This window comes from Edaphosphingomonas haloaromaticamans (assembly GCF_001853345.1).
GTDB classification, from domain to species: Bacteria; Pseudomonadota; Alphaproteobacteria; order Sphingomonadales; family Sphingomonadaceae; genus Sphingomonas_E; species Sphingomonas_E fennica.
In genome coordinates, this window is sequence record NZ_MIPT01000001.1 from 1,637,643 (window position 1) to 1,654,058 (window position 16,416).

General features: G+C 67.5%; 12 protein-coding genes. 6 read left to right on the forward strand and 6 right to left on the reverse strand.

Annotated features, from left to right (window positions below):
- The first annotated feature begins 105 nt into the window (after positions 1-105).
- A complete protein-coding gene (locus tag BHE75_RS07520) occupies positions 106-2,475 on the forward strand; it encodes a TonB-dependent receptor (protein WP_015459959.1) in 2,370 nt (789 codons plus the stop codon).
- A 42-nt stretch (positions 2,476-2,517) separates the two neighbouring features.
- On the opposite strand, the gene BHE75_RS07525 is transcribed toward BHE75_RS07520, so the two are convergent.
- Positions 2,518-2,898, reverse strand: a complete 381-nt coding sequence (locus BHE75_RS07525; protein WP_070933505.1) for a nuclear transport factor 2 family protein — start codon at positions 2,896-2,898, stop codon at positions 2,518-2,520.
- A 95-nt stretch (positions 2,899-2,993) separates the two neighbouring features.
- On the opposite strand from BHE75_RS07525, the gene BHE75_RS07530 reads away from it, so the two are divergent.
- Both BHE75_RS07530 and BHE75_RS07535 read left to right on the forward strand, forming a co-directional pair.
- Entirely contained in the window at positions 2,994-4,148 is a 1,155-nt protein-coding gene (locus BHE75_RS07530; RefSeq protein WP_070933506.1) for an acyl-CoA dehydrogenase family protein, read from the forward strand.
- 3 nt (positions 4,149-4,151) lie between these two features.
- Positions 4,152-5,288, forward strand: coding sequence for an acyl-CoA dehydrogenase family protein (locus BHE75_RS07535; protein WP_070933507.1), 1,137 nt, complete (start codon positions 4,152-4,154; stop codon positions 5,286-5,288).
- A gap of 151 nt (positions 5,289-5,439) precedes the next feature.
- On the opposite strand, the gene typA is transcribed toward BHE75_RS07535, so the two are convergent.
- Together typA and BHE75_RS07545 are read right to left on the reverse strand one after the other, a co-directional pair.
- A complete protein-coding gene (gene typA / locus BHE75_RS07540) occupies positions 5,440-7,260 on the reverse strand; it encodes a translational GTPase TypA (protein ID WP_070933508.1) in 1,821 nt (606 codons plus the stop codon).
- A gap of 108 nt (positions 7,261-7,368) precedes the next feature.
- Positions 7,369-9,000, reverse strand: a complete 1,632-nt coding sequence (locus tag BHE75_RS07545; protein WP_084653008.1) for an alkaline phosphatase family protein — start codon at positions 8,998-9,000, stop codon at positions 7,369-7,371.
- A 95-nt stretch (positions 9,001-9,095) separates the two neighbouring features.
- Here BHE75_RS07545 and BHE75_RS07550 point away from each other — a divergent pair, with 95 nt between their 5' ends.
- From BHE75_RS07550 to BHE75_RS07560, 3 genes are read left to right on the forward strand one after another with little or no spacing between them, the layout of a single operon-like run.
- Complete coding sequence (locus tag BHE75_RS07550; protein ID WP_070933510.1) at positions 9,096-11,165, forward strand: protein-disulfide reductase DsbD family protein; 2,070 nt, start codon at positions 9,096-9,098, stop codon at positions 11,163-11,165.
- Positions 11,166-11,200: 35 nt separating this feature from the next.
- A complete protein-coding gene (locus tag BHE75_RS07555) occupies positions 11,201-11,806 on the forward strand; it encodes a thioredoxin family protein (RefSeq protein ID WP_015459966.1) in 606 nt (201 codons plus the stop codon).
- 16 nt (positions 11,807-11,822) lie between these two features.
- Positions 11,823-13,193, forward strand: a complete 1,371-nt coding sequence (locus tag BHE75_RS07560; protein WP_070933511.1) for an amidohydrolase family protein — start codon at positions 11,823-11,825, stop codon at positions 13,191-13,193.
- 36 nt (positions 13,194-13,229) lie between these two features.
- On the opposite strand, the gene BHE75_RS07565 is transcribed toward BHE75_RS07560, so the two are convergent.
- The 3 genes from BHE75_RS07565 to ftsH form a co-directional block, all read right to left on the reverse strand.
- A complete protein-coding gene (locus tag BHE75_RS07565; RefSeq protein WP_070933512.1) occupies positions 13,230-13,607 on the reverse strand; it encodes a VOC family protein in 378 nt (125 codons plus the stop codon).
- A gap of 109 nt (positions 13,608-13,716) precedes the next feature.
- Positions 13,717-14,319 carry a DUF3800 domain-containing protein gene (locus BHE75_RS07570; RefSeq protein ID WP_070933513.1) on the reverse strand — a complete coding sequence of 201 codons (603 nt, stop codon included), beginning with the start codon at positions 14,317-14,319 and terminating at the stop codon, positions 13,717-13,719.
- 84 nt (positions 14,320-14,403) lie between these two features.
- The gene (gene ftsH, locus BHE75_RS07575) at positions 14,404-16,350 is read right to left on the reverse strand and encodes an ATP-dependent zinc metalloprotease FtsH (protein WP_015459970.1); all 1,947 of its coding nucleotides are present in this window, start codon (positions 16,348-16,350) and stop codon (positions 14,404-14,406) included.
- Between the last annotated feature and the right edge of the window lie 66 nt (positions 16,351-16,416).

Genomic DNA, 16,416 nt, shown 5'->3' on the forward strand with positions numbered 1-16,416 from the left:
TTATGAAAAGCGACAGCGGAAACGCATATGCGTTGTTGAATGCAATGATTAAGCCGATCCGCGTGAAAACCATAATAAGACATAACCATACAGGGAGGATCATAAATGGGTTCGTTCACCGCGCGCCGGCTGGCACTCGGCCTGGCTTATGCCGCTGTTTCCATTGGCGCTCTTTCTACGGCGACCGCCTTTGCGCAGGCCGAGCAGGGGGCATCGGCCGCCGCGCAGGCGCCGAATGGCGGGCTTGAGGATATCGTCGTCACGGCCCAGCGCCGTTCGGAAAATCTGCAGACCACGCCGATCGCCATCACCGCGCTGACCGACAGCGCGCTGACCTCCGCCGGCATCACCGACATCACCGGGGTCGTCCAGGCGACGCCCAGCCTCTATTTCGCGCCCTATCCCAATTCGTCGACCACGCTGATCCTCTACATGCGCGGGCAGGGCATCGGCGATCCGGGCATCATCACCAAGGATGGCGGCGTCGGCCTCTATGTCGACGGCATCTACCAGTCGCGTCCGCAGGCGTCCGCCTTCGACCTTGCCGATGTCGAGCGGGTCGAGGTGCTGCGCGGCCCGCAGGGCACGCTCTACGGCCGCAACACTACGGGCGGCGCGGTGAACATCATCAGCAAGAAGCCGACCGGCGAGGCTTCGGTCGACGGGCTGGTGACGATCGGCAACTACAACCATCAGCGCGTGCTGGTGAACGCCAACCTGCCGCAGCTCGGCGATTTCAAGATCAAGCTGACCGGCCTCTACAGCAACCGCGACGGCTGGGCGAAGAATGCCGACGATACCGGCGACACGCCCGACGCCAACGATTTCCAGAGCGACCGCAAATATGCGGTGCGCGGCGCGATCCGCTGGGAGCCGGCCGACAATGTGACGATCGACTATTCGGGCGATTACAGCAATGCGCGCACCACGCCGGTGCGCTACGTGACCGATCCGTCGGTCGCTTCCTATATCTTCCCTGGCTACACCGACAATCCGAAGGAGGCCTATCGCCCGGTATACCTGCCCTATAGCCGCGTGAAATCGGACGGGCAGACCCTGATCGCCGAATGGGAAGCGAATGACGGGCTGACGCTGAAGTCGCTGTCCGCCTATCGCCACATCAACTACACCGCCTACCAGGATTATGTGGAATCCTTCCTGGCGCCATTCTACTCGATCGATTTCATCCATTCGAAGACCTACACGCAGGAATTCCAGGCGATCGGCGACATCGGCGACCGGATCAAATATGTCGGCGGCCTATATTATTTCCGCGAGAAGGCGGACCATCTGCTGCTGGTGGATGTCGGCACCGGAGTGCCGGGGCAGCTCGCCATGTCGGACCGCTATACCGAGGCCAAGTCCACGTCGAAGGCGATCTTCGGCCAGGCGACCTGGACGCCGCCGATCCTGGAAGACAATCTCGAGGTCACGGTCGGCGGGCGCTACACCTGGGACAAGCGTAGCGCGGATCGCACCCGCAGCGCCGAATTCTTCATCGGCGATACGCCGGAGGACGTATCTCCGCTGGTGAACCGCCGCTTCCTCGGCAACGGCACCTATTTGCCGCTGGGCGTGACGGTCGGCGATATCCGGGTGAAGAGCCACAAGTTCAATCCCTCGGTCATCCTGAACTATCGGGCGACGGACAATGTCTCCGTCTACGGCAAGGTGGTGACGGGCTATAAGGCCGGCGGATCGAACGAAGCCTCGCCCACCTTCACCCGCACCTTCGACCCGGAAACGGTGACGAGCTACGAAGTCGGCGTGAAGAGCGATCTGTTCGATCGTCGCGTCCGCCTGAACCTCAGCGGCTTCATCGCCATCTACAAGGACCTGCAGCTCGATATCTCGGCGGATGCGGCCGATGCGTCGCTTGCCGATACCTTCAACGTCGGCCGGGCGAACGTGAAGGGCCTCGAGGCGGACCTGACGGTGGTGCCGGTGCGCGGCCTCACCTTGGCGGCCAGCTATACCTACACCCATTCGAAGATCACCAAGGTGTTCGCGCCGGAAGGCTCGATCTTCGATCCCGTCGTCAACGCCGGGTCGCCGGTGCAGGTGGGCGATGACATCTCCGGCTATTTCGTGCTGCCCTTCACGCCCAAGCACAGCCTCCGCCTCTCCGGCGACTGGACGGTGGGCGATATCGGCCCCGGCAGCCTGGCGCTGCATGCCGATTACACCTGGAAGGACAAGATCTACACCACCGCGGGCGACGGCCCGTCCGTGCCGATGGGCCGCGACAAGCCGATCAACGCCAGCTACGGCCTGGTCGACGGGCGCATCACCTACACGATCGATCGCGGCGACGATCGCAGCATATCGCTGGCGCTGTGGGGCAAGAACATCTTCGACAAGCGCTATCCGGGCTTCGTCGTCGGCTCGGGATCGATCATCGACGGCTATTTCTCGCAGGCGGCATCCTATGGCCAGCCGGCGACCTATGGCGTGGAGCTTGGCTTCCGCTTCTGATGCGAAGGGCCGCCCGGATCGCCATGATCCGGGCGGTGCCGATCAGTCGGGCGAACGGGGGCTGATCTCGATCCGGGCGATGCGATCGCCGGCAATCGTATAGCGCCCCGTCAGCGCCAGTTCGATCACGTCCCCCGCCCGGACGGATCGGCCGAGGAAATCCGGCACGTCGATGCGCGCCGTCAGCCTGTCGTGGATCGATACGGTGGCGCCAGCGGCATCGCTTTCGATATGTTCCGGCGTCATCCGGTCCTCGAACCGCTCGATCATCCAGCGATAGGTGGCAAGATAGGCGTCGCGGCCGATCTGCTCGCCCGCGGCGGACCGCAGCACGACGTCTTCGGCCAGCAGCGCCGACAGTTCCGCCGCATCCCCGCGATTATAGGCATCGTAATAACGGCGCATCAGTGCGGTCGCCTCCATCCGTCTCTCCCCCGTCGATGTTGCCCTTTACGTTAGCGTAAGGGGATGGCAGTCTCCCCAGCGGACGGGGATCATGGCCCGCCGGAGAGGATAGCATGGCAGACGAGGAAATCTTCCGCGCCGAAACCCGCGCCTGGCTGGAGGCGAATTGCCCGCCGGCGATGCGGGAGCCGGTGACGGGGCTGGACGATGTCTATTGGGGCGGCCGCAACGGCCGCTTTTCCAGCCCGGAGCAACAGGCATGGTTCGAGGCGATGGCCGCGCGCGGCTGGACCGTGCCCGATTGGCCGAAGGATTATGGCGGCGGCGGCCTCAGTCCTTCCGAGACCAAGATATTGCGCGAGGAGATGGCGGCGCTCGGCTGCCGCAGCCCGCTCCACAGTTTCGGCATCTGGATGCTCGGCCCCGCGCTCCTGAAATTCGGCACGGAGGAGCAGAAGCGCCGCTATCTGCCTGATATCGCGCAGGGCCGCATTCGCTGGTGCCAGGGCTATTCGGAACCGGGCGCCGGATCGGACCTCGCCGGCCTCCAGACGCGGGCCGAGGACAAGGGCGATCACTGGCTGGTCAACGGGCAGAAGATCTGGACCAGCTATGCCGACAAGGCGGACTGGATATTCTGCCTCGTCCGCACCGATCCCGCGCAGAAGCAGGGCGGCATCAGCTTCCTGCTGTTCGACATGGCCTCGCCCGGCGTCTCGACCAAGCCGATCCTGCTGATCTCCGGCTCCTCGCCCTTCTGCGAGACCTTCTTCGACGATGTGAAGGTGCCCAAGGAGCAGATCGTCGGCGCGGTGAACCAGGGCTGGACCGTCGCCAAATATCTGCTGGGGCATGAGCGCGAGATGATCAGCGCGATGGGTTTCGGCAGCGGCGATCCCTCGCTGGGGCGGGACCTGGCGGAAAGGCTGGGCGCCTTCGCCAACCCCGTGCTGCGGGCCGAAGTGGCGCTGCACGACGTGGACATGCTGGCCTTCCGCGCCATGTCCGAGAAATTCCTGGACGAGTTCAAGGCCGGCCTGGCCCATCCCGCCCAGCCATCGATGATGAAATATGCGGGAACCGAACTGAACAAGCGCAGGCTGGAACTGGAGATGGCGGCCGGCGGCACGGACGCGCTGGTCTGGGGCGACGACAATGCTGTTTCCCGCCACTGGCTGCGTTCCAAGGCCAATTCGATCGAGGGCGGCACGAGCGAGATCCAGCTCGGCATCATCGCCAAGCATATCCTCAACCTGCCGGGAGCCTGAGCAATGGCGTTGTTCCTTACCGAAGAGCAGGTGATGCTGAAGGACATGGCCGGGCCTTTCCTGGCCGATCAGGCGCCGGTGAAGCATCTCCGCCAGTTGCGCGATGCGAACGACGCCGCCGGCTTTTCCCGCGATCTGTGGCGGCGGTTCGGCGAGATGGGGCTGGCGGGCGTGCTGGTGCCGGNGGCGCAGGGCGGCGGCGGATTGGGCCATGTCGAGGCCGGGATCGTGCTGGAGGAGATCGGCCGCAACCTTTCGCCATCGCCCTTCCTGTCGACCGCCGTGGCGGCGGTGACGGCGATCGGCGGCGCGGATGCCGAGCTTCGCGCCCGGTGGCTGCCCGGCATCGCGGCGGGCGAGACGGTGGCGGCGATCGCCGTGGACGAGGGGCGCCGGCACGATCCGGCCAATGTCGCGCTGGCGGCCGAGCGATCGGGCAATGGCTTCCGCCTCAACGGCGCCAAGCGCTTCGTGGTGCATGGCCATGTCGCGGATCTGCTGATCGTGGCGGCGCGCACCTCCAGCGACGTGGGCGAGATGCGGGGCATCACCCTGTTCGCGGTGGAAAGGGGCGCGGCCGGCCTTTCCGCCGATCCGGTGCGGATGGTGGACAGCTCGATCGCGGCGGAGATGCTGTTCGAGGACGTGGAGGTGGATGCCGGCGCGGTGATCGGCACCGTCGACGACGGCTGGAGCCTGCTCACCCGCACGCTGGATGCGGGGCGCGTGGGTGCTGCGGCCGAGATGCTGGGCGTGGGCGGCGCGGCGATGGCCATGACGATGGACTATCTGCGCCAGCGCAAGCAGTTCGGCCGGCTGATCGGCGAGTTCCAGGCGCTGCAGCACCGCGCCGCGCATCTTTATTCCGAACTGGAGATCGCCCGCGCCGCGACGCTGAAGGCCGCGCAGCTCATGGATGCGGACGACCCCAAGGCGGAGCTGATGGCGGCGGTGGCCAAGGCCAAGGCCGGCAAGGCGGCGATGCTGGCGGTGCAGGAAGGCGTGCAGATGCACGGCGGCATCGGCATGACCGACGAATATGACATCGGCCTCTACATGAAGCGACATCGCCTGCTGGACGAGCTGTTCGGCGACACCGCCTTCCATGCGGNGCGGGTGGCCCGGCTCAACAATTATTAGGGCGGGGCGATATTCGGGGTGCCGGGCGCAGCTCGTGCCCGGAAAGCGCCGTCACCGCCCCGCAGGCGCCCGAAACAGAAAACCCCGCGCAACGATGGTTGCGCGGGGTTCTTTCTTCCGGCCCCGACGAAGACGGGGCGATCAGGATGCCTCAGGCCGCTTCGGAAGCCCGCTTGGCGCGCTTGCGCTCGTGCGGGTCGAGGTGGCGCTTGCGCAGGCGGATGGTCTTGGGCGTCACCTCCACCATCTCGTCATCGTCGATATAGGCGATGGCCTGTTCCAGCGTCATCTTCTTCGGCGGGGTCAGGCGGATCGCGTCGTCCTTGCCGCCCGAGGCGCGGAAGTTGGTGAGCTGCTTCGCCTTCATCGGATTGACTTCGAGATCGTCATCCTTGGCGTTCTCGCCGACGATCATGCCCTCGTAGAGCGGCTCGCCGGGGCCGACCATCAGGATGCCGCGATCTTCCAGCGAGTTCAGGGCATAGGCATTGGCCTCGCCATTGCCGTTGGAGATGAGGACGCCGTTCTTCCGGCCCTCGATCGTGCCCTTATAGGGGCCATATTTCTCGAACAGCCGGTTCATGATGCCGGTGCCGCGCGTATCCGACAGGAATTCGCCATGATAGCCGATCAGGCCGCGCGACGGCGCCGAGAAGGTGATGCGGGTCTTGCCGCCGCCGGACGGGCGCATGTCCGTCATCTCGGCCTTGCGCTGGTTCATCTTGTCGACGACGGTGCCGGAGAATTCCTCGTCCACGTCGATCACGACGGTCTCATACGGTTCCTCGCGGCCGTTCTCGCCATCGCGGAACAGCACGCGCGGGCGGCTGATGCCGAGCTCGAAGCCCTCGCGGCGCATCGTCTCGATCAGCACGCCGAGCTGGAGCTCGCCGCGGCCGGCCACCTCGAAGCTGTCCTTGTCGGCGGCTTCCGTCACCTTGATGGCGACGTTCGATTCCGCCTCGCGGAACAGGCGGTCGCGGATCATGCGGCTGGTGACCTTCGATCCCTCGCGGCCCGCGAAGGGGGAATCGTTCACCGCGAAACGCATCGACAGCGTCGGCGGATCGATCGGCTGCGCCTTGATCGGCGTGCTGACGGAGGTATCGGCGATGGTGTTCGCCACGGTCGCCACGGCCAGGCCGGCCAGGCTGATGATGTCGCCCGCCTGCGCTTCCTCCACCGGCACGCGATCGAGGCCGCGGAAGGTCATCAGCTTGGACGCGCGGCCCGCCTCGATCACATTGCCGTCGGCATCGAGCGCGTGGATCGGCTGGTTGAGCTTGACCACGCCCGAATTGACGCGGCCGGTGAGGATGCGGCCGAGGAAATTGTCGCGATCGAGCAGCGTGACCAGGAAGGAGAAGGGCGCATCCAGATCGACGCTGGGCGGCGGCACATGGCTGATGATCTTTTCGAACATCGGGGTCAGCGTGCCTTCGCGCGCCTCGGGATCGTCGCTGGCATAGCCGTTGCGGCCCGAGGCGAAGAGCACGGGGAAGTCGAGCTGCTCGTCCGTCGCGTCGAGGCTGACGAACAGATCGAACACCTCGTCCAGCACTTCCTGCACGCGCGCGTCCGAACGATCGATCTTGTTGACCACCACGATGGGACGCAGGCCCAGCGCCAGCGCCTTGCCGGTGACGAACTTGGTCTGCGGCATCGCGCCTTCGGAGGAGTCGACCAGCAGGATCACGCCGTCGACCATCGAGAGGATGCGTTCCACCTCACCGCCGAAATCGGCGTGGCCGGGCGTGTCGACGATGTTGATCCGCGTGCCCTGCCAGTCGATCGAGGTCGGCTTGGCGAGAATGGTGATCCCGCGTTCCTTTTCCAGATCGTTCGAGTCCATCGCGCGCTCTTCCACGCGCTGATTGTCGCGGAACGTGCCCGACTGGCGGAAAAGCTGGTCGACCAGCGTGGTCTTGCCATGATCGACGTGCGCGATGATGGCCACGTTGCGGAGGCTCATGAAAAAGGATCCTGCGGAGGAGAGGGAATTTGCCGGGCGCCATATCCGAATCGCCGCGCTGCAACAAGGCAACAATGCGTTTCGGCGGTCATGGCGCCCGGAAAACCATCAATCGGCGCAGCTGTCGGCCGCGCCCGCATCCAGATCGAGGCAGCGGCCGTCAATCTCGCCCGCCGGGATCTTGAGGCCGACCAGCGCGCCCAGCGTCGGCAGGATATCCACCGTCTCCACCGACAGCGGCTGTTCGAAGCCGGTGGCGCCGGGGCGATAGAAGAGGATCGGCACGCGCCGGTCGTTCTGCCAGGGCGAGCCATGGGTGGCGACGAAGCCCCTTGTGGGATCGGCGATCGGCATCACCTTGGGCTTCAGGAGGACGATCAGGTCGCCCGAGCGTTCCGGATCGAAGGAGGCGCGGGTGCGCTCGGCCAGCGACCATTCCTCCACCGGCGGCTGCGGCATCGGCAGGCGGCGCATGTCGTCGGCGGTGAACACCTCCGCCACCTGGCGGTGCGCCAGCAGCCGCGCCTTGAGCGCCGCGAGCAGGCGCGGGCGGACATCCGCCGGGATCTCGCGCGAGAGATACCAGTCGCCGAACGGCCCGTCGCCGTGGATCAGATCGTCCTTCAGCGAGAGGTTGAACTCCCTGGCCATGATCTCGGAATAGGCGGCCGGGTTCAGCTTCGGATCGACGCGCTCGGCATAAGCGAAGCCGCGCTGGCGGGTGCGCTCGGTCAGGTCGTGGCCGCCATGATCGGCGGTGAGGACGACGGCATAGGGCACCTTCGTCGCATCCAGGGCGGCGAGGATGCGGCCGACATTATTGTCGAGCGCCACCATCTGCGCGCACATCTCCGCGCCCTCGGTGCCGTAGGTATGGCCGACATAATCGGTTGCCGAAAGGCCGATGGTCAGCACGTCGGTGCCGGCGCCGCGGCCGAGCTTCAGCTCGTCGAGTAGGCCGATGGCGAGATCGGTGGTGGCGGCATCGAAATCGGCGGCGGCGCGGAAGCCCTTGAAATCCTCCGCCTTGCGATCGGCCAGCACGCCCACCTGCTTGCCCTGTCCGATCGGCACGGCCACCGAGCGCGAACGGCACATCGCCGGCAATTCCGCCTTGCCGGGCTTCGCCACCAGCGCGGCGACGCGGGCGTTGATCGGGCCGATCGCGGCCGGCACCGGGCGATCCTTGCGATCGGGCAGCGTCACATAGCTCTTGCCGCCCCAGAACCACATCTGGTCGGTCACATGGCCGCCCATCATCACGGCGGCGCGATCCTTGCCGGCGACGGCGACGACGCGGCTGCCGGGATCGGCGGCCTTCATCCGATCGCCCAGCGTCTGCGCCTTCAGATAGAGCGGCGAGACGACATAATGATCGGAATCGCTGCCCGGCGCGGACGGATCTTCCGAGCAATAGACCTTCTTGTCGGCGCGCGGCAGCGACAGATCATACCAGTTGTTGGCGACGATGCCGGTGCGGCCGGGGCGCGATCCGGTGAGGATCGTCGAATGGCCGGGGCAGGTTTCGGTGGCGGCGTGGCTCTGATAGCCGGCCGGGAAGACGATCGCATTGGCCAGCCGCTTCATGCCGCCGGTATAATGCTGCCGATATTCGGCGAAGAGATCGGCGGAGAACTGATCGACCGAGATCGCCACCAGCAGCTTCGGCCGGGAAGGCTGCGCCGCCGCGCCGTCCGCCTGCGCCGCCGCCGGCAGCATGGCGGCCGTTGCCGCCGCCATCGTAACCTTTTGCCACAATTTCACTTGGATGCTCCCGGTATGCGTGCTGGCCCCGGCGGTGCTATAGCGGCGTGACCATGGAAATTGGAGCCCCGATGATCGCCTTCGGTTGCCGATTGATGACGATGCTTGGCCTGATGCTGATCGGCCTAGCGCCCGCATCCGCGCAGGGCCTGCACATCGCGCCCCGGCTGGTGGCGGAAAGCGCGGAGCCGGCGGCCGGCGGCGCGACCACGCTGGCGCTGGTGATGAAGCCCGCGCCCACCTGGCACGGCTATTGGAAGAATCCCGGCGACTCGGGGATCGAGACGCTCATCGACTGGAAGCTGCCCGATGGCGTCACGGCGGGCGAGCTTGCCTATCCGGTGCCGCACACGCTGATCGTCGCGGGGCTGATGAACTATGTCTATGAAGGCGAATATGCCCAGCTGATCCAGCTCAAGCTGCCCGCCGGCCTTGCGCCGGGCACGACGCTGCCGATCCGGGGCACGGCGAAATGGCTCGCCTGCACCAAGGAAATCTGCGTCCCGGAGAAAGCCGACATCGCCATCGACCTGAAGGTGGGCGACGGCCGCGCCGATGCGGCCCTGGCCGGGGATTTCGCGCGCTGGCGGGCCGCCATGCCCAAGCCGCTCGGCAGCGAGGGCCGCTTCGTCGTGAAGGGCGAAACCTTCCGCCTCGCCGTGCCGATCCCGGCCAAGCTGGATGTGGCGGACGTCTATTTCTTCCCGCTGACGGACGGCGCGATCGATTATGCCGCACCGCAGGCGGTAAGCCGCAACGGCGACAATCTGATCGTCGAGGTGAAGGCCGGCGGCGGGGCGGCGGGCCTGAACGAGGTCGACGGCGTTCTCAGGATCGGCAGAGACAACGGGCTGGCGCTGTCGGCGAAGCCCGGCGACGTGCCGGCGGCCGGCGCGCCGGTGACGGCTTCGTCGGAAGGCGCGGGGATCGGGGCCGGCGGCGTCCGCACCGCGCTTCTCGCGCTGGGCGGGGCGATCCTGGGCGGGTTGCTGCTGAACGTCATGCCCTGCGTATTCCCGATCCTCAGCCTCAAGGCCCTGAGCCTCGCCCGCGCCGGTGGCGACGGGCGCGGCGCGCGGCACGAAGCCCTGGCCTATACGGCGGGCGCCGTCGCGACCTGCCTGGCGCTGGGCGGCGTGCTGCTGGCGCTGCGCGCCGGCGGGGAGGCGGCGGGCTGGGCCTTCCAGCTGCAGGACCCGCGCGTGATCCTGCTGCTGCTGCTGCTCACCGCCGCGATCGCGCTCAACCTCGCCGGTCTGTTCGAGCTTCCGGCCGTGGCCGGCGGCCAGGCGCTGGCGGCCAAGGGCGGCACGCACGGCGCCTTCTGGACGGGCGCGCTCGCCGCCTTCATCGCCACCCCCTGCACCGGCCCCTTCATGGGCGCGGCGCTGGGCGCGGCGCTGGTGCTTCCGGCGGCGGCCGCGCTGGCGGTGTTCGCGGGCCTGGGCCTGGGGCTTGCCTTGCCCTTCCTCGCGCTCGGCTTCGTGCCGGCGCTGCGCCGGCGGCTGCCGCGCCCCGGCCCGTGGATGGACCGGCTGCGCCGCATCCTCGCCATCCCGATGTTCCTGACGGCGCTTGGCCTCGCCTGGCTGCTGGGCCAGCAGGCGGGCGTGGACGGGATGACGCTGGGCCTGAGCGCCGCGCTGCTCACCGGCTTCGGCCTGTGGTGGGTCGGCCGCCGGCAGGCGACCGGGCGCGCCGCCGCCTGGTGGCCGCTGGCGCCCGCCGCCGCCGCCGCGCTGGCGCTGATGGTGGCGGTGCCGCGCGAGCCCGCGGTCGCCGCGGCATCCCAGGCGAGCGAAGGCGCGCTCGGCGCCCAGCCTTTCAGCGAGGAGAAGCTGGCCGCCCTGCAGGCGGAAGGCCGGCCGGTCTTCGTCTATTTCACCGCCGACTGGTGCCTGAGCTGCAAGGTGAACGAGAAGGTGGCGATCGACCGGGCCGAGGTGGCCAAGGCCTTCGCCGACGCCAATGTAGCGGTGCTGGTGGGGGATTGGACCAAGGGCGATGCCGCCATCGGCCGTTTCCTCAACCAGCAGGGCCGATCGGGCGTGCCGCTCTATCTCTTCTACCGCCCCGGCCGGCCGGTGGAGACGCTGCCGCAGGTGCTGACCCCCGGCACGCTCACCGCGCTCGCTGCCTGAATATCGAGAGTTGGAAGCAGAGGAAGGACCATCAGATGATCGGCAAAAGCATCGCATTCGCGGCCGCCATCGCCATCGCGGCGCCCGCCTTCGCCACCGCCACCGTCGGCCAGCCGGCGCCCGATTTCATCGCCGCCGATGCCAATGGCAAGCCGGTGAAGCTCTCCGGCTTCCGCGGCAAGACGGTGGTGCTGGAATGGAACAATCCCGGCTGCCCCTTCGTGCAGAAGCATTATGACAGCGGCAACATGCAGAAGACGCAGGCGGCCGCGAAGGCGCAGGGCGTGGTGTGGCTGACGATCAATTCGGGCGCGCCGGGCAAGCAGGGTTATATGACGGGCGCCGAGGCGCAGGCCTTCGAAAAGAAGGAAAAGGCGGAGGCGACGGCCTATCTGCTCGATCCCAAGGGCATCGTCGGCAAGCTCTACGACGCCAAGACGACGCCGCACATGTATGTGATCGATCCGGCGGGCACGCTCGTCTATGCCGGCGCGATCGACGACAAGCCCACCGCCGACCAGGCCGATATCACGACGGCGCGCAACCATGTGCTGGCGGCGCTGGCGGACGTGAAGGCCGGCAAGCCGGTCGCGGTGGCGACCAGCAAGCCCTATGGCTGCTCGGTGAAATACGCCGGCTGATCCGGGCGTGGCGGGGATGCGGGGGTGGACGCGCCGGCAGGCGCTGGCCGGCGGGCTGGCGCTTCTGGCGGCGGGCCGGCAGGCGCTTGCGGCGCCCGCCCCGGCATCGCCCGTCACCGCCTTTGTGAACGTCAACGTGCTGCCCATGGATCGGCAGCGCGTGCTGCGGGGGCAGACGGTGATCGTGGCGGACGGGCTGATCCGGGCGATCGGCCGGGGAATCGCCGTTCCGTCGGGCGCGCGCCGCATCGACGGCGGCGGCACCGCATTCCTGCTGCCCGGCCTTGCCGACATGCACAATCATTCGGACAGCCGGCAGGATCTGGCGGTGCAGCTCGCCTGCGGGATCACCACCAGCCTGAACATGGGCGAGGCGCGCAACAGCTTCGTCGGCCGCACCCGCGCCGCCGTGGCGCGGGGCGACGTGCCGGGGCCGCGCGTCTTCGCGGCGCTCGCCGTCGATGGATCGCCCCAATATGGCCATCTGGTGGTGCGCACGCCGGATGAGGCGCGCGCCGCGCTGATCGTGGCGCGCGCCAACGGCTACGACTTCATCAAGGTCTACAACAATCTCTCGGCCGAATGCTTCGCGGTGCTCGCGCGGGAAGGGCCGGCCATGGGCCTGCCGATCGTGGGCCATGGCGTGACGGCGGTGGGGCTGGCCGGGCAGATCGCGGCCGGCCAGGCGATGGTCGCCCATCTGGAGGAATTCTTCTACACCTTCTTCCCCCAGCCGCCGGAAAGCGCGCCCAACGCCGCGCCGGATGAAGCCGCCATCCCGGCGGCCGTGGCCCTGGCAAAGCAGGCGGGCACGTTCATCGTCGCCGATCTCGTCACCTACGGGACGATCGCCAGCCAGTGGGGAAAGCCCGAACAGGTGCAGGCCTTCCTCGCCGCGCCCGAGGCCCGCTATCTCGCGCCCGCCTATCGCTTTTCCTGGCCGCGCGAGGGCTATGCCCGCAAGGCCGGCAGCCTCGACGATCGCGTCCGCTTCCTGCGCGTCTTCGCCTACGCGCTCGAACAGGCGGGCGTGCCGCTGCTTTCCGGCACGGATTCGCCGGATATTCCGGGGCTGGTGCCGGGCTTCGCGCTGCACGGCAATCTCGACCGGCTGGTCGCTGCCGGTTTCAGCCGCCATGCCGCGCTGGAAACGGCCACGCGCCGCGCCGGCGAATTCATCGCCAAGACCCATCCCGGCGGCATGCCGTTCGGCACCGTCACGCCGGGAAGCCGGGCGGACCTGATCCTGGCATCGGCCAACCCGCTCGACGACCTCGCCACGCTTCGCCGGCCGGCCGGCGTGATGGCGGGCGGGCGCTGGCACGATGCCCCCGCGCTCGCCGCAATGCTGGCCGATGTGGCGGCCGGCTACGCCATGCCGGGCTGAGACCGCCCGGAGCGGGGCCGCCATATCGATGGCGGATCAGCCGCCATTGGGCCGGGTGATGATTTCCAGCAGATGGCCGTTCGGATCCTCGAAATAGATGCCACGGCCGCCGTCATGACGGTTGATCTCGCCCGGCCTGGAACGGGCGGGATCGGCCCACCAGGTGAGGCCGCGTTCGCGGATGCGGGCGAAGGCGGCGTCGAAATCCTCCTCGCCGACAAGGAAGGCGTAATGCTGCGGCGAGACATCGCCGTCCTTCGCCAGGAAATCCAGCGAAACGCCGTTGTCGAGCGCCACCACCCGGAAATGGCCGAAGGGGGTGGGCGCCGGGCGATCGAGGATATCCGCCAGGAAGCCGGCGGAGGCCGCCGTGTCGGCGCACCAGACGATGATGTGGTTCAGTTCCGCGACCATCTTGGCACCACCTTCCGTTGCCTCGGGTGGGGAGGTTGCATGTGGGGCCGGGGCAGGGTGGATTCAATCGCCGTCCCGGCGCGATGGCCGGGGACCGGGGGGAGACGCCTCAGGGAATTTTCACCTGCCGCATGCGGATCACGCCGTTGGCGATGAAGGGTTCGAGGATCACGGCGATGCGGGCGCTGCGCAGCGTGCCGGTGGCGACGTTCCAGGCGCTGTTGGCCAGGATGTCGGCGATCTGGATGCCGGCGGTGCGGCGGCTGTCGCGCAGTTCCGCGCGCGAGGCGGGATCGTGCCGGTCGATCAGCCTTTCCACTTCGTCGCGCACGCGGGCCAGCGTTGCATCGGAATAGCGGCCGTCGTCGATCAGCGCCGTCACCGGGCCGGGTGCGGCATCCAGATGCGCGCCGATCGCATCGGCCAGCAGCGCCGAATAGGTCTTGAGATCGAGCGCGCCGCTATCCTCGCCCGGATGGCGGGCGGGCGTGGCGACGCTGATGATCGCCTCGCCGCCGAAGCGCTCGATCAGTTCCAGCACATAAGCGCGCTCGATCGGATCGATGCGGCTACCCTTCAGTTCGCCGGTCAGCCCCGTCACCGCGCGATAGCGGGCGAGGAGGGCCTCCGCGCCTTCGTCGCTGATCGCCACGGCGGCAAGCGTCATCGCCCCCGTGGCGGGCGCCCCGCTTTCATCGCAGAAGATCGGCATCCTGCCCCCCATGTCCGGTCTGAAAGAAAGGGCCGCCCCGTCGCAACGGAGCGGCCCCTGGCAATTGGTTGATGGCGGGTGGGTTCAGGCCCCTTGCGGCGCCGGATCCCCCCAGCCGCCGCCGGGACGCTTGCTCTTGGGGATGGAGGAGCCGCCGACGCCGATCTGCACATGGCGGTGGCCGCCCGTCTCGTCGCGGCCGATTCGCTCGCCCTTGATCGCGTGCTTGGCTTCCTCGCCGGTCAGCGTCTCATATTCCAGCAGCGCTTCGGCCAGGCGATGCAGCTCGTCCAGATTCTCGGTGAGCACCTGGCGGGCGGTCGCCTCGCCTTCCTCGACGAAGCGGCGGACCTCCTGGTCGATCAGGCGCGCGGTCTCCTCCGACACGGTCTGCGAGCGGGCGACCGAATGGCCGAGGAACACCTCGTCCTGATTGTCGCGATAGCGCAGCCAGCCGAGCCGTTCGGACATGCCATATTCCATCACCATCGAACGGGCCATGTCGGTGGCCTGCTGGATGTCGTTGGAGGCGCCGGTGTTGAGCGCGTCCTTGCCGTAGATGAGCTGTTCGGCGATGCGTCCGCCGAAGCAGAGCGCGAGCCGCGCCTTCATCTGGTTCATCGACATGGAATAACGGTCGCGCTCGGGCAGGTTCCAGGTCACGCCCAGCGCGCGGCCGCGCGGGATGATCGTCACCTTGTGCAGCGGATCGCAGCCGGGGACGTGCAGCGAGACGAGCGCGTGGCCGGCCTCGTGATAGGCGGTCGCCTTCTTCTCGTCCTCGGTCATGACCATGGACTTGCGCTCGGCGCCCATCATCACCTTGTCCTTGGCTTCCTCGAACTCCTTCATCGCGACGAGGCGCTTGCCCTTGCGCGCGGCAAGCAAGGCGGCCTCGTTGACGAGGTTGGCGAGATCGGCGCCCGAAAAGCCCGGCGTGCCGCGCGCGATGGTGCGCGAATCGACGTCGGGGGCGAGCGGCGTCTTCTTCATATGGACTTCGAGGATCTTCTGCCGGCCCTCGATGTCCGGGCGCGGCACCACGACCTGCCGGTCGAAGCGGCCGGGGCGCAGCAGCGCGGGATCGAGCACGTCGGGCCGGTTGGTAGCGGCGACGATGATGATGCCCTCGTTCGCCTCGAACCCGTCCATCTCGACGAGGAGCTGGTTCAGCGTCTGCTCGCGCTCGTCATTGCCGTTGCCGAGGCCGGCGCCGCGATGGCGGCCGACCGCGTCGATCTCGTCGATGAAGACGATGCAGGGCGCGTTCTTCTTCGCCTGCTCGAACATGTCGCGCACGCGGGACGCGCCGACGCCGACGAACATCTCGACGAAGTCGGAGCCGGAAATGGTGAAGAAGGGCACGTTCGCCTCACCCGCGATGGCGCGGGCTAGCAGCGTCTTGCCGGTGCCGGGCGAGCCGACCAGCAGCGCGCCCTTGGGGATCTTGCCGCCGAGCCGGGCGAACTTGGTCGGGTCCTTCAGGAAATCGACGATCTCCTGCAGTTCCTCGCGCGCCTCGTCGATGCCGGCGACGTCGTCGAAGGTGACGCGGCCATGCTTTTCGGTGAGCATCTTGGCGCGGCTCTTGCCGAAGCCCATCGCGCCCGAACCGGCATTCTTCTGCATCTGGCGCATCACGAAGAAGGCGATGCCCAGGATCAGGAGGAAGGGCAGGGACTGGTAGAGCAGGATCATCCAGAAGCTGGCCTGCTCCTCCGCCTTGGCGCGGAAGTTCACGCCCTTTTCGGCAAGCCGCTGCACAAGCTGCGGATCGGAGGGGGCGATGGTGCGGAAGCTCTGGTCGTTGTTGAGCTTGCCCGTGACCACGTCGCCCGCGATCTCGACATCCTTGACGGTGCCTTCCTCCACATGGTTGAGGAATTCCGAATAAGGGATGGCGCTGGCGTCCGCGCGGCGTGACGAGCTGTCGAACATCGAAACGAACGCGACGAGCGCGAGCAATATGCCCACCCAGATGAGAAGGCTTTTCATCCAGGGGTTGCCCTGCGGTTCCTTGTCGTCGTTCATGCGTTCCTGACCTTTCGAGGCCACCAAGATAGGGGGTCCCCGGTTAATGGCAATCCAACGCCGGGG

What these genes read in the sequence shown, in the direction of transcription:
- BHE75_RS07545 (WP_084653008.1), bottom strand. Translation starts at nt 9,000, where the DNA reads ATGGCGGCGGCAACGGCCGCCATGCTGCCGGCGGCGGCGCAGGCGGAC.
- BHE75_RS07525 (WP_070933505.1), bottom strand. Translation starts at nt 2,898, where the DNA reads ATGGAGGCGACCGCACTGATGCGCCGTTATTACGATGCCTATAATCGC.
- BHE75_RS07560 (WP_070933511.1), top strand. Translation starts at nt 11,823, where the DNA reads ATGCGGGGGTGGACGCGCCGGCAGGCGCTGGCCGGCGGGCTGGCGCTT.
- BHE75_RS07520 (WP_015459959.1), top strand. Translation starts at nt 106, where the DNA reads ATGGGTTCGTTCACCGCGCGCCGGCTGGCACTCGGCCTGGCTTATGCC.
- BHE75_RS07550 (WP_070933510.1), top strand. Translation starts at nt 9,096, where the DNA reads ATGATCGCCTTCGGTTGCCGATTGATGACGATGCTTGGCCTGATGCTG.
- BHE75_RS07570 (WP_070933513.1), bottom strand. Translation starts at nt 14,319, where the DNA reads ATGCCGATCTTCTGCGATGAAAGCGGGGCGCCCGCCACGGGGGCGATG.
- ftsH (WP_015459970.1), bottom strand. Translation starts at nt 16,350, where the DNA reads ATGAACGACGACAAGGAACCGCAGGGCAACCCCTGGATGAAAAGCCTT.
- BHE75_RS07555 (WP_015459966.1), top strand. Translation starts at nt 11,201, where the DNA reads ATGATCGGCAAAAGCATCGCATTCGCGGCCGCCATCGCCATCGCGGCG.
- typA (WP_070933508.1), bottom strand. Translation starts at nt 7,260, where the DNA reads ATGAGCCTCCGCAACGTGGCCATCATCGCGCACGTCGATCATGGCAAG.
- BHE75_RS07530 (WP_070933506.1), top strand. Translation starts at nt 2,994, where the DNA reads ATGGCAGACGAGGAAATCTTCCGCGCCGAAACCCGCGCCTGGCTGGAG.
- BHE75_RS07565 (WP_070933512.1), bottom strand. Translation starts at nt 13,607, where the DNA reads ATGGTCGCGGAACTGAACCACATCATCGTCTGGTGCGCCGACACGGCG.